Genomic DNA, 13,709 nt, shown 5'->3' with positions numbered 1-13,709 from the left:
CCGTATCATTCCTTACTTTCAATTAATTCATATAATTGTCGACGTAGTTCTTTCAATTGCTCATCTACTGATACGACAATTCGACCATGATTGGTTTCGATATAGCTTTCGGTGTCTTGTAAGTCTTCATTGACGAAGATTAAGAACTGAATATTTGGTGGGAACATTTCAGCTAATTCTGCTCGGCGTTCCGTTACGACTTTATGATACTTTGGCGAAACATACACTTTAATTTCTTTCATTTCGCGTGCTTCTTTTAGTGCGCGTTCAATTATTGAAACAAAAGCCTCATCGTCGCGTGCTAACTTTGTATTTAAAATGCGTTCTGCTGAAGTAAGCGCAAGCTCTAATAAAACCGGTTCTTGAGATTCAATATATGCAGCAGCGTTTACCTTTGCATCATTCATTGTGTCATTTGCAACCGTCAAAGCACCTTGCATATCTGCATTTATTTTTTGCACGCCATCTTCATAGCCTTGCGCAAAACCTGCATCATAGGCCTCTTGCTGCAATTGGATTTTTTCTTCTTCCCATGTTTGCTTTAATGCTTCAATCGCAGCTAATTGCTCATCACGAAACTGTTCAAACTGTTTCTTTTGTGCTTCAATTTCTAGCTTTGCTTGCTCAAGCAACATTTGGCGCTCTTGTTGAATGTCTTCTAACGTTAATGTTGGCGTATCGTCTATGTTTTCTTGTTCCGGCTCAGCAAAATGAATCGGCTCGAAGAAACTTTGAAGTTTAATTTCAACAACTGGCGCTTCTTCAGCTGGTTGTGCATTCATTGAACGGATGATTCTAGACAATGACGTCATCTCCTCCACCACGTGCAATGATAATTTCACCTGCGTCCTCTAATCGGCGAATAACCGCTACGATGCGAGATTGTGCTTCCTCAACATCACGTAAACGAACTGGCCCCATAATTTCCATTTCTTCACGGAATGTTTCAGCCATACGCTGTGACATATTGCGGAAAATAATATCTTTTACTTCGTCTGAAGAAACCTTCATTGATAGTAATAAGTCTTCGTTTTCGCAATCGCGAATAACGCGTTGAATCGAACGGTTGTCCAATGTAACGATATCTTCGAATACGAACATACGCTTTTTGATTTCCTCTGCAAGCTCTGGATCTTGGATTTCGAGTGCATCGAGAATTGTTTTTTCTGTTTGGCGGTCTACACCATTTAATACTTCTACCACTGCATCTACGCCACCTGTTTCAGTGTAATCTTGCGTAACTGTAGAAGAAAGTTTACGTTCTAATACAGATTCGATTTCACTAATAACCTCTGGTGATGTTGATTCCATAATTGCAATACGTTTTGCAATGTCTGCTTGTACTTCCTGTGGTAATGAAGATAAAATCACCCCTGCTTGACCTGGATCTAAATACGATAGAATCAGGGCAATTGTTTGCGGGTGCTCATTTTGAATAAAGTTAAAAATTTGAGATGGATCTGCTTTACGCGCAAAATCAAATGGACGCACCTGTAAAGAAGATGTTAAACGGTTTAAGATAGCTTGTGCTTGTTCAGCACCTAATGCTTTTTCAAGTACTGTTTTCGCATAGCCAATCCCGCCCTGCGTAATATAATCTTGCGCTAATGCGATTTGGTGAAACTCTTCGATAATTTCATCTTTCACCACCGAGTCAACCTTTTTAACACTTGAAATCTCAAGTGTTAAACGTTCAATTTCTTCTTCACTTAAATGCTTATAAACAGAAGCCGAAACTTCTGGCCCTAGAGAAATCAGCAGTAAAGCGGCCTTTTGCTTTCCTGATAAATCTTTATCTTTCTTGGACAAGAGCTGAACCTCCTATTAGTCTTCAGCAATCCAACTACGCAATAGTTTCGCAAAATCTTCTGGCTTTTCTTTTGCCATTTTTTCCAATTGCTTACGGCGTACAGTCGCTTCAGTTTCTTTTTCTTCTGAAATATCATCAACATCAATTAATTGCTGTTGTTGTTCAATAATTTCTAGTTCTTCCTCTTCTTGCTTACGTTTACGAGCTCGTAGGACATAAAGAACTAATAATACGATAGCTACAAGTAAGATACCGCCAATCACCCATACCCACCAAGGGATAATTGATTCTGGTGCACCATCTTCAGTGTCGTTGCCGTGGAATTGTTGAATTGAAACAACGATTCTGTTTGCAATTTCCTCATCCGTTAACATACCTGCAGTTTCTTGATCGATTGAAGTACGTACAATCGTCGATAAGATTTGCTCGATATCCGTACGAATACTTGCATCTAACTCCTCGTCTGCATTCGGAGGCTCTACCATTACTTGAATACCTAAATTTTGGATTTTGTACGGACTCTCTTGAATTTCACGACGGATACGGTTGACATCGTTGTTAATTGTTTCTTCTACACGTTCATAATCACCGTTACCTGTTGTTGTACCTTCTACGTAATCAACAAAGTTATCTGTTACGTTTTCAGCTTCTGGAGAACCATCTGCTGGCGTACCACCTGAATAGCTTTCTGTAATACGCTGTGCACTAATTTCAATTCCTGTCATATTTTCTTCGTCAACAGGCTTTACTAGATTTTCTTCACGATTTTCTTTCTTGAAATCAATATCAGCCGATACGTTTACAACGACTTTATCTTGACCAATTAATGTACCTAACATTTGTTGTACTTGACGTTGTAAGTCTCGTTCGATTGTTTTCTTAACGCCCATTTGACCTTCTACGGTATTCGTACTATTACTACCATTCTGAGCAGAATCTAAGTCGTAATAATCCCCAAGTTGGTTCGAAATTTGGATGTTATCTTTTGTTAAATTTGGAATACTCATTGAAACTAAATTAAATAACCCTTTAATTTGTTCGTCTGAGAACTTGTGACCAGGCGCTGTCGTTAAAACGATTGCTGCGGTTGATTCACCCTGTGCATCCTTTAAGAAAACACCTTCATTTGGCAATGTAATAATGGCCTTAGCATCTTTTACACCGTCAAATTTCCGTAAAAGGTTCGCTAAGTCTGTTTCGATTGCTGCTTTTTTAATAACATTAAATTCATTATCTGTCATACCAAAACCAGCGTTTGTTGCGAAAAATGACGTACCTATTTCACCTGAATCTGGATAACCCTGAGACGCAAGTGACACTTGTAAATCTTGTACTTGATTTTCAGGAACTAAAATCGTTGTTCCTGCATTTGTTATTTCATACTTAACCCCTTGTGCGGTAAGTACTTCCGTTATACTCCCTACCTCTGCTTGAGACATTTCTGGGAATAGTTGAACCATTGTTGTACGCGTTGAAAAATATGTAAGAGCTGCAGCAAGTGCAATCACCGCTACAACAGCGCCAATCATTGCGCCTTTTTGATTTTTCGTTCGACTCTGCCAAAAGTTAGTGGAGTCGCTTTTAATTTTAGTAAGTCGTTCATTCATTATGAATCCTCCGGTTATAGTGAATGCCCAACAATTAATTATTCGTCAAACAAAATAATTATACACTCATGCGCATAATTTCTTGATAAGCTTCCACAGCTTTGTTGCGAATTTCAATTGTTGTGTTTAAAGTAACGCTTGCTTTTTGAGCAGCTACCATTACTTCAAATAAGTCAACATCTCCACCACTTATTAATTTTTGTGTCATCATATCTGATGTTTTTTGGTGCTCGTTAACACCAGCGATCGCTTCTTTCAAAGCATCGGCAAACTGTTGTTGCGCATCTGCAGATGTTACTTGAGTAGCGTTTTTCACTTCATTCACTGATTGTGCAGGAGACATAAATGAAATTGCATTAATGGCCATTTAGTAATCACCCTTTCCCAATTTCAAGCGCTTTTGTTAACATGCTTTTATTTGCATTAAACGCTGTAATATTTGCTTCATACGAACGTGTCGAAGAAATTAAATCAACCATTTCTTTTAGTAAATCAACATTCGACATTTGTACATAACCGTCTGCATTGGCATCTGGATGTGTCGGATCGTACGCTAATTTGAATGGTGTTTCTGTATCTTCTTTAATAGAAGTCACCTTTACACCATTACCAACGCCCGCCTTCACGGTTTTTCCCATTGCCATATTTAAGAAGTTTGAAAACTGGCCTTCATTTTCCTTTAATGTAATCGACTTCTTTCGATAAGGCTCCCATTCGCCATTTACTTGTTTTGCACGAGTCGTGTCTACATTGGCAATATTAGAAGAAATAACGTCCATTCGAAGGCGCTGCGCCGTTAACGCTGAAGCAGTTGTATTCATACTATGAAAAATCGACATAATTATCTACCTCCCTTAACTACCGTATTTAATGTAGAGAATTTACTATTTAAACGTTCAATCAACGCGTTATAGTAAATTGTATTTTCAGCTAATTTTGCTTGCTCTGCATCCATATTTACGGCATTGCCGTTCGGTCTCGAGCGGAAATTTTCGTTCGAATATACAGCACTATGACCAATTTCAATTGAAAAATCGTAATGTTTGGCATCCGTGCGATATGCTGAAATAGAAGATTTTTTTGCGTCATTAAAAACATCTTGGAAACTTACATCTTTTGTTTTGTAATTCGGTGTATCAACATTCGCTATATTTTGTGTTATCGTCTTATTTTTTAGCGTAGCATATGAAAGTCCATTTTCTAGCTTACTAATCGTACCACCAAATAAATTCAATTTTTTCACCTCATTCACTTTTGCCATTTCTTTCCCACGACAACTTAATAATACAATTGTAAATATATTATTTCCTAGTGTCTATTGTCTTTTGGCTCTTTTTACTAGTCTTTAGGAACTATTTTTACGACGTTTCGACATTTTTTGCAAATCAAATTAGTATGTAAATGAATTCCCCTTTGCTTTCTAATTAAAACGGCATTGATTAAAGTACTTTGATGATAAATATTTACCATTATGCATTAGTTAAAAATACCTATTTACCCTTTTTTTGTACTCCTCACTAATTTTTCCCTTAGGAAATATAATAGCTTAATTCTTGATAGAACGGTGCTTTTTTAAAAACTGTTCATAATATCGTAACAATGTTACAAACTCAGTTACTTGGGTTTTATTTATCAATATATCAATTTTCTGTCATTATCAATTTGCCCTATAGAATTTACAAAAAAAGTTAGAATGATGATTTGAAATAAATATTCCCTTTTTATTTTTATTATTGTTAATTATTAACTTTTAAAGAATCCATTCAAACATTTCTCACAAAATTACACTAAAAAACGCGATAAAGTGTTAAACTTTATCGCGTACAAATAGTTTTAATTATTTCATTTTGATTTCAGCTAATGCTGTTAAGAACTTGCTATTTAGTACTTTGATGTAAGTACCTTTCATACCTAATGAACGAGACTCGATTACACCAGCAGATTCTAATTTGCGTAATGCGTTAACGATTACAGAACGTGTAATTCCCACGCGGTCAGCAATTTTAGAGGCTACTAATAAACCTTCGTTGCCATCAAGCTCTTCGAAAATGTGCTCAATCGCTTCTAATTCTGAGTATGATAAAGAGTTGATTGCCATTTGTACAACCGCTTTAGAACGCGCTTCCTCTTCGATTTCCTCTGATTTTTCACGTAAAATTTCCATACCTACTACTGTTGCACCGTATTCAGCTAAGATTAAATCGTCATCTTCGAATTGATCTGAGATACGAGCTAAAATTAGTGTACCTAAACGATCACCACCACCGATAATTGGCACGATTGTTGTTAAACCTTTTTCGAATAAGTCTTTGTTTTCAACTGGGAACGCTGTGTGCTCGTTGTTAACGTCTAAGTTTGGTGAAGTTTCACTAATGTTGAATAGGTTTTGCGTATATGCTTCCGGGAATTGGCGCTCTTCGAACATTTTTTTAATGCGCTCATTCTCGATTTGTTGGTGAATTGAAATACCTAATAACTTCCCTTTACGGCTCACGATAAATACATTACTTTCAATAACGTCTCCTAATGTTTGAGCCATTTCTTTAAAGTTAACCGGCTTCCCTGCCGATGCTTGTAACATTGCGTTGATCTTACGTGTTTTTGCTAATAAATTCATTTTTATATTTCCTCCTACAGGACTGATTAATTCACTTAATATTCTAAAGGTTTTTACAATTTAAAGATACTAATTCAACTTATATTATAGGATAAATTGAGATAAATCTTTGTTTTTTACGATATTCGCCAATTTTTGATCGACATAATTCGGTGTGATTTCGATGTGTGCCGGTGCGATTTCAGATGCTTCATAAGAAAGCTCTTCTAACAGGCGCTCTAATATTGTGTGCAAGCGACGTGCACCGATATTATCTGTTTCTTGATTTACTTCTGTCGCAATTTCTGCAAGACGCTCAATCGCATCCGCTGTAAAGTCAATTGTCACACCTTCTGTTGCTAATAACGCTTTATATTGTAAAATTAACGACTGATCTGGCTCTTGTAAAATGCGCACAAAATCTTGTTTCGTTAATTTTTCGAGTTCAACACGAATCGGGAAACGGCCTTGTAATTCTGGAATTAAATCACTTGGTTTCGACATATGGAACGCTCCAGCTGCGATGAATAACATATAATCTGTTTTCACCGGACCATATTTTGTCGTTACCGTTGACCCTTCTACAATCGGTAAAATGTCACGTTGTACACCTTCACGCGAAACTTCCGCTGAAGACGAACCTTTACTTGCAATTTTATCGATTTCATCAATGAAAATAATCCCTACTTGCTCAGCACGGTGAATGGCTTCACTTGATAATGCATCTGTATCAATTAGCTTATTTGCCTCTTCTTGCGTTAAAATGCGACGTGCGTCTTTCACTTGCACTTTGCGTTTTTTCGTTTTCTTTGGCATGAAGTTTGATAACATATCTTGCATCCCGTTAGCACCTTCCATATTCATGCCTGGCATGGCATCAAATAGTGATGGTGCATTTTCTGTCACCTCAATCGACACCCATTGATCTTCTAATTTCCCATTTTTTAAATCTTGTGCAATTTGCGCTCGGCGTGAACGAATTTCTGGCTCGTCTTGTTGTGTAGGTTCTTCTTGCTGCTGTTTTTGACCAAACAGCATTTCAAAAGGATTTTGCGTTAGCTTTTCCTTTACTTTAGAAGGCACTAACAACTTTACAAGCACTTCAGTTGCATTGCGCTCCGCTTGCTCTCGTACTGCTTCTGTCATTTCATCCTTCACAAGTCGACGCGCTGCTTCGACTAAATCACGTACCATCGATTCAACGTCTCGACCTACATAACCTACTTCCGTAAACTTTGTTGCTTCCACTTTAATAAATGGTGCGTTCGTTAGTTTGGCAATGCGACGTGCAATTTCAGTTTTCCCAACACCCGTTGGTCCAATCATTAAAATGTTTTTCGGGATGACTTCGTTTTTTAAGTCATCACTTAGTAACGAACGGCGATATCGATTACGCAGTGCAATCGCAACGGCACGCTTTGCAGTATCTTGACCTACTATATGGCGGTTTAAATGCTCCGTAATTTGTCTTGGTGTTAAATTCGTCGTCATTATAAAACCTCCAAAATAATATTATGGTTTGTAAACACACAAATATCCGCTGCTGTCGTAAGTGCAGCATGCGCAATTTCCTTTGCCGTTAAATGATCGCCCGCATGCATTTTAAGCGCACGGCCTGCTGATAACGCATAGTTACCACCTGAGCCTATCGCTAAAATACCATCATCCGGTTCAATCACTTCACCTGTCCCAGATACTAGTAATAACGTTGTTCCATCCATCACGAGTAGCATTGCCTCTAGCTGACGTAGCATTTTATCACCGCGCCATTGCTTTGCGACTTCCACAGACGCACGTTGTAGGTTCCCGTTATATTCGTTCAATTTTGCTTCGAACATTTCAAATAATGTAAAGGCATCTGCCACAGAACCCGCAAACCCCGCAAGTACTTTGCCATTAAACAGACGTCTGACCTTTTTTGCCGTATGCTTCATTACAACCTGATTGCCTAACGTTACTTGGCCATCACCTGCCATCGCACATTCACCATTGTGATGAATCGCAAAAATCGTTGTTGCATGAATTTGACCCATACTATTTCCCCCTTAACTTATGCTCTCGGATGACTATTCATATAGGTTTTCCGAAGAGCTTCTTTCGTTACATGAGTATAAATTTGAGTAGAAGATAAGTTCGCATGTCCGAGTAGTTCTTGGACCGTACGCATATCTGCTCCATTATTTAATAAATGAGTAGCAAACGTATGTCGTAACATATGCGGATAAATTTTAGTATGCATACTTGCATGCTCAATCATCTCACTTAATATATAACGTACGCCACGTGCAGTAAGTTCGCCACCTCGTAAATTGACAAATACTTTTTGATGGTGCGTCTGTTTCATAAGTTTTGTTCGAACTTCTTCTAGGTAACGTGTTAAAGCGTCATGGGCGAACTGACCGAATGGAATAATTCGTTCTTTACGTCCCTTACCCATTACCCGAATAATGCTATAGTGAAAATCAATATCTGATAATTCTAAGCTTACACATTCACTCACACGCATCCCTGTTGCATATAAAAGCTCCAGTAGCGCAAGATTTCGAATTTGCTTTGGCTCATCGCCTTGATTTTTTTCAAATAGCTGCGCCAGTTCTTCCTCATAAAAAAAGCTCGGTAATCGTTCTTCCTTTTTCGGATGATAAAGTGAACGAAACGGAGCATCATCAATATGCTGTTCTCGATTTAAAAAACGAAAAAAAGAACGGATCGATGAGATTTTCCTCGAAATCGAAGTTCTCGCTTTTTGTTCATCATAAAGTTTCGTAACGTATAAACGCGCATGGATATAATCAACTTTTGTCAGTTCGGTAATGCCTTCCGTTTGTAAAAATGTAAAGAAGTTTTCTAAATCTGCTTGGTATTCACGTACAGTATGTAAAGAAAAGTTTTTTTCTACTTGTACGTACCGCATAAACTGTTCGAGCGCTTCTTTCATTTGCCCATTCATCGTGCAAAACCTCCTAATACGAAAGAGAATTGAATGATGTGATATTGATTCAACCACATTAAAAAAACATACATATTGACACTATACCTATTAAGAGAAGATTTCAAGTGAAATTCGCTTAATTTATTCAGATTTCTTGTAAATTTTCAACAATAGCCGTACTTTCACATGAAAAATGGTTCATTTAGTAATATTTTTAAAATAAAAATCTAAAAGCCCTTAAAGTATAACAGTCTTTAAGGGCTTTTCGCAATTAAATTACCTGAGTATTAATAAAATTCTGAATTGATTCTAATGCACGTGTAGCATGCTTTTCTGCACGTTCTGGCTTCGATTTAACGCGCTCCCCAAGATCTGGGAAAATACCGAAGTTTACGTTCATCGGTTGGAAGTTTTTCGCATCCGTATGCGTAATGTAACGCGCCATTGAACCTAGTGCTGTTTCATGCGGGAAGTATAATAGCTCTTGGCCTAATGCCATTCGCGCTGCATTTACTCCTGCAACTAAACCACTACCAGCTGATTCTACATAGCCTTCAACACCTGTCATTTGACCTGCGAAGAAGAGATTCGGACGTGCTTTTAATTGATACGTTTGTGCTAACACTTTCGGTGAGTTAATGAATGTGTTACGGTGCATAACGCCATAGCGCACGATTTCTACGTTTTCTAAACCAGGAATCATCGAGAATACGCGCTTTTGTTCTGGCCATTTTAAATGTGTTTGGAAGCCTACTAAATTGTAAAGCGTTCCCGCTGCATCATCTTGACGTAATTGAACAACTGCATATGGGCGTTTGTCTGTCTTCGGATCTTCTAAACCAACTGGCTTCATCGGTCCGAATGTCATTGTTTTTTCTCCGCGGGCTGCCATGACCTCAATTGGCATACAGCCTTCGAAATACTTCTCTTTTTCGAATTCTTTAAGTGGTGCACATTCTGCCTCAATTAACGCTTGGCGGAAGGCATCGAATTCTTCTTTATTCATTGGGCAGTTTAAGTAAGCTGCCTCACCCTTGTCATAGCGAGACTTTAAATACACTTTATCCATATCAATTGAATCTTTTTCGATAATTGGCGCGGCTGCATCGTAGAAGTATAAATACTCCTCGCCTGTTAAGCCTTGGATTTGTTTCGCTAACGCTTCAGACGTTAACGGGCCTGTTGCAATAACAGTAATCCCTTCTGGAATTTCCGTTACCTCTTCGTTAATGACTTCGATTAACGGGTGGTTTTTTACTTTTTCTGTTACGTAGCCGGCAAATTCATGACGGTCTACTGCTAACGCGCCGCCAGCTGGTACAGCACAATTATCTGCTGCCGCCAAAATAACCGAGTCTAATTTACGCATTTCTTCTTTAATTACGCCAACTGCATTTGTTAAACCGTTTGCGCGTAATGAGTTCGAGCATACAAGCTCGGCAAATTTATCCGTGTGGTGGGCCGGTGTTTGCTTTACTGGACGCATTTCATAAAGACGAACATTTACGCCGCGCTTCGCGATTTGCCAAGCTGCTTCAGATCCAGCAAGACCAGCACCAATTACATTTACTATTGGTTGTGTCATTGTTGTTACCTCAAATCTTTATTGTGATGGTGTTTCTTCATAGTCACATTCACTGTTTGTACACTGAATTTGAACACCTTTTTTCAATTTCTTCTCTACTAATAATGCACTACATTTTGGACATGGTCTACTAATTGGCTTATCCCATGAAACAAATTCACATTCAGGGTAGCTGTTGCAACCGTAGAAAATACGCTTCGTTTTCGATTTACGCTCTACGATTTCGCCTTCCTTACATGTTGGACATGCAACATCAATCGGTTTTACGATGGCTTTTGTATTGCGACAATCAGGGAAGCCCGAACAAGCCATAAACTTACCATAACGTCCAAGCTTAAATACCATTGGTTGGCCACATTTTTCGCAATCTTCTCCAGCTGGTTCATCTTTAATTTCGATTTTTTCCATCGCTTCATCCGCATATTTTACGCGTGGTTCAAAATCTTTGTAGAATGCGTCGATGACATTCACCCACTGTGTAATACCTTCTTCGACTTCATCCAGATTATGTTCCATTTGCGCTGTAAATTCGATGTTAATGATTTCTGGGAAGAACTCCAATGTCGCTTGGTGCACGATTTCTCCTAGCTCCGTTGGTACAAAACGCTTCGTATCCAGCTGTACATAGCCACGCTTTTGAATTGTATCAAGCGTTGGGGCGTAGGTTGACGGGCGGCCTATACCTAGCTCTTCAAGCGTTTTTACTAAGCGTGCCTCCGAATAGCGTGGTGGTGGCTGTGTGAAATGCTGTTTCGGTTCGATTTCAAGCGATGACACTTTATCGCCGATTTCCATTTCTGGTAACAGCTTATTTGTTTCTTCTGCTTGATCGTCTGTTCCTTCAATATAAAGCTTCATGAATCCTGCAAATTTCACTTGTGAACCATTCGCACGGAACAGTACATCATTATTTTGTAGGTCAACGGTTACGGTATCTAACACCGCTGATGCCATTTGGCTGGCAATAAAGCGTTCCCAAATGAGACGATATAAACGAAGTTGGTCACGACTTAAAATCGCTTTTAATTCCTCAGGCGTACGCATTGCACTTGTTGGACGAATGGCTTCGTGGGCATCTTGTGCATTGGCCTTTGCCTTAACTTGCTTTTGCTCTTGTGCAACAAATTCTTTACCGTATTTACCTTCAATATAAGCAACTGCTTCTGTTTTTGCAGTTTCTGAAATACGTGTCGAGTCCGTACGCATATACGTAATTAACCCAACTGCGCCCTCTTTTTTGCTTAGCTCAATACCTTCATATAATTGCTGTGCTAGCATCATCGTCTTCTTTGCACGGAAATTTAACTTACGAGCCGCTTCTTGTTGTAATGATGAGGTTGTAAAGGCTGGTGCTGCATTACGCTTACGTTCCTTTTTAACAACATTCATTACTTCAAATTCAGAACCTTTGACGTTCTTTAGAATCTTTGTTACTTGCTCTTCGTTCGTTAATTTTACTTTCTCTTTGCCATTACCGTAATACAAAGCTTCAAACTGCTTTTTCCCTTTTTCAAATGCTGCTTCGATTGACCAGTATTCTTCGGGTTCAAAGCTTTTGATTTCATGCTCACGGTCAATAATTAGACGTAATGAAACCGATTGCACACGACCAGCTGATAGACCCTTCTTCACCTTTTTCCAAAGGATTGGGCTAATATTGTAGCCTACTAAACGATCTAAAATACGACGTGCTTGTTGCGCATCTACTAAATCCATATTAATTGGGCGTGGATGTTTGAAACTTTCTAGAATGGCTTCTTTTGTAATCTCGTTGAATACGACGCGGCAATCCGAATGGATATCTATGTTTAACGCCGTTGCTAAATGCCAAGCAATTGCTTCCCCTTCACGGTCTGGATCGGCCGCGAGATAGATTTTTTTCGCTTTTTTGGCCGCTGTCTTTAACTCTTGTAAAACAGGACCTTTGCCACGAATCGTAATATATTTTGGTTCATAGTTGTTTTCCGTATTAATCCCCATTTGACTGCGTGGTAAATCACGGACATGTCCCACCGATGCTTTTACTTTATATTTTTTTCCTAAATAGCGTTCAATTGTTTTCGCCTTCGCAGGTGATTCTACAATTACTAAATAATCTGCCATCTGTTTTCCTCCTTAGAGAGGGTTGTTATTTTCTTCAATTCATTCTACATGAATTTGTCAATGTTTTTCAAAGCGTTTCCTGTTGCAAAATGTATAACAGATTGGCGGATAATGCAACTTTTTTTCAACGAAAACTTGAAAACATTTGCAGTTCAGCTAACATTTGATGCCCGTCCCATACAGGAATTGCACCTTCTTTTATTAATTTATTCGTCCCTCTTGACTGTTCGCTAAAAATATTTCCAGGCACCACAAATACATCCTTCCCTTGCTCAAGTGCAAGCTCTGTTGTAATTAACGTCCCACTTCTTAGCTTTGCCTCTGTCACGAGTAGCGCTTCACTTAACCCACTAATAATACGATTACGTGCTGGGAAATGCCATTTTTTCACACCCATGTACGGCGGGTATTCCGTTACCACAAGCTGATGTTCGGCCATATAGCGATACAGCTCATCATTTTCTTTTGGATAACTATGAAACAGGCCATTCCCTAATACGCCAATGGTTTTTCCGCCATAACGAATCGTCGCCTCATGAGCCAATCGATCTGCGCCTTTTGCTAAGCCACTAACAATCACAAATTGTTGCTTCACTAGCGGGGGGAGTAATAATTTTAGCGCATTTTCGCTATAACTTGTCGCTACACGTGAACCAATGACCGCTATCGTCCGCTCAGCATGCAAGATTGATATATCTCCTTTAGCATACAGTACTGCCGGGGGATCAAACAATTGTTTTAACCGCTCCGGATAATGCGCACTCGTATAAGGAATTGCGTATATTTGGTGTTTTTCATAATAGTCTTGTAGCGATGTTGCTTTTAATTTTGCATACAGCGTAATAATCGACGCAGCAGTTTGTTGTTTAATATTTAAATGCATCGCTAAAATATCAGGTGAAACAGCGTGTAATTCGTCTAGATCATTAATAATTGTCAATAGATGTTGGATTTTATGCCATGGTAGAGGGTGAATATAATGAAGCCTTAAAAGTTTTTCATCCATAGAATTTGTCATGTTAAACACTCCTTGTTTTAAATAGAAGAAATTTAAATGACCGCTTTGCTTTTTAGAT

The 13,709-nt window shown here is 38.7% G+C and carries 13 protein-coding genes; all 13 read right to left on the bottom strand.

Annotation, left to right across the window (positions count from 1 at the left end; genetic code table 11):
* Nucleotides 1-5 precede the first annotated feature (5 nt).
* Nucleotides 6-812 (bottom strand): flagellar assembly protein FliH, encoded by an 807-nt coding sequence (fliH, locus tag NSQ62_RS04245; RefSeq protein WP_341322683.1) that lies wholly within the window; start codon nt 810-812, stop codon nt 6-8.
* Nucleotides 796-1,809 carry a flagellar motor switch protein FliG gene (fliG, locus tag NSQ62_RS04240; protein WP_341322682.1) on the bottom strand — a complete coding sequence of 338 codons (1,014 nt, stop codon included), beginning with the start codon at nt 1,807-1,809 and terminating at the stop codon, nt 796-798. Before fliG ends, fliH begins: the two co-directional genes overlap by 17 nt.
* 15 nt (nt 1,810-1,824) lie before the next feature.
* Nucleotides 1,825-3,417, bottom strand: coding sequence for a flagellar basal-body MS-ring/collar protein FliF (fliF, locus tag NSQ62_RS04235; RefSeq protein ID WP_341322681.1), 1,593 nt, complete (start codon nt 3,415-3,417; stop codon nt 1,825-1,827).
* A gap of 58 nt (nt 3,418-3,475) precedes the next feature.
* On the bottom strand, nt 3,476-3,784 hold the full coding sequence (gene fliE / locus NSQ62_RS04230) for a flagellar hook-basal body complex protein FliE (protein WP_341322680.1): 309 nt from the start codon (nt 3,782-3,784) through the stop codon (nt 3,476-3,478).
* 7 nt (nt 3,785-3,791) lie between these two features.
* A complete protein-coding gene (flgC, locus tag NSQ62_RS04225; protein ID WP_341322679.1) occupies nt 3,792-4,256 on the bottom strand; it encodes a flagellar basal body rod protein FlgC in 465 nt (154 codons plus the stop codon).
* Between the two features lie 2 nt (nt 4,257-4,258).
* Nucleotides 4,259-4,651 carry a flagellar basal body rod protein FlgB gene (gene flgB, locus NSQ62_RS04220; protein ID WP_341323883.1) on the bottom strand — a complete coding sequence of 131 codons (393 nt, stop codon included), beginning with the start codon at nt 4,649-4,651 and terminating at the stop codon, nt 4,259-4,261.
* A 603-nt stretch (nt 4,652-5,254) separates the two neighbouring features.
* Entirely contained in the window at nt 5,255-6,034 is a 780-nt protein-coding gene (gene codY / locus NSQ62_RS04215; RefSeq protein ID WP_341322678.1) for a GTP-sensing pleiotropic transcriptional regulator CodY, read from the bottom strand.
* A gap of 84 nt (nt 6,035-6,118) precedes the next feature.
* The gene (gene hslU / locus NSQ62_RS04210; protein WP_341323882.1) at nt 6,119-7,507 is read right to left on the bottom strand and encodes an ATP-dependent protease ATPase subunit HslU; all 1,389 of its coding nucleotides are present in this window, start codon (nt 7,505-7,507) and stop codon (nt 6,119-6,121) included.
* A complete protein-coding gene (hslV, locus tag NSQ62_RS04205; protein ID WP_341322677.1) occupies nt 7,504-8,046 on the bottom strand; it encodes an ATP-dependent protease subunit HslV in 543 nt (180 codons plus the stop codon). The genes hslU and hslV overlap by 4 nt, the downstream gene beginning before the upstream one ends.
* A 17-nt stretch (nt 8,047-8,063) precedes the next feature.
* On the bottom strand, nt 8,064-8,963 hold the full coding sequence (gene xerC / locus NSQ62_RS04200; RefSeq protein ID WP_341322676.1) for a tyrosine recombinase XerC: 900 nt from the start codon (nt 8,961-8,963) through the stop codon (nt 8,064-8,066).
* Nucleotides 8,964-9,216: 253 nt separating this feature from the next.
* The gene (gene trmFO, locus NSQ62_RS04195) at nt 9,217-10,530 is read right to left on the bottom strand and encodes an FADH(2)-oxidizing methylenetetrahydrofolate--tRNA-(uracil(54)-C(5))-methyltransferase TrmFO (protein WP_341322675.1); all 1,314 of its coding nucleotides are present in this window, start codon (nt 10,528-10,530) and stop codon (nt 9,217-9,219) included.
* Nucleotides 10,531-10,548: 18 nt separating this feature from the next.
* Nucleotides 10,549-12,633 carry a type I DNA topoisomerase gene (gene topA, locus NSQ62_RS04190; RefSeq protein ID WP_341322674.1) on the bottom strand — a complete coding sequence of 695 codons (2,085 nt, stop codon included), beginning with the start codon at nt 12,631-12,633 and terminating at the stop codon, nt 10,549-10,551.
* A gap of 124 nt (nt 12,634-12,757) precedes the next feature.
* Entirely contained in the window at nt 12,758-13,651 is an 894-nt protein-coding gene (dprA, locus tag NSQ62_RS04185; RefSeq protein WP_341322673.1) for a DNA-processing protein DprA, read from the bottom strand.
* Nucleotides 13,652-13,709 lie beyond the last annotated feature (58 nt).

The organism is Solibacillus sp. FSL H8-0523, assembly GCF_038051985.1.
Classification (GTDB): Bacteria; Bacillota; Bacilli; order Bacillales_A; family Planococcaceae; genus Solibacillus.
Note: the sequence above shows the minus strand (reverse complement) of the source record. Positions and strands in the feature narration are given on the sequence as shown.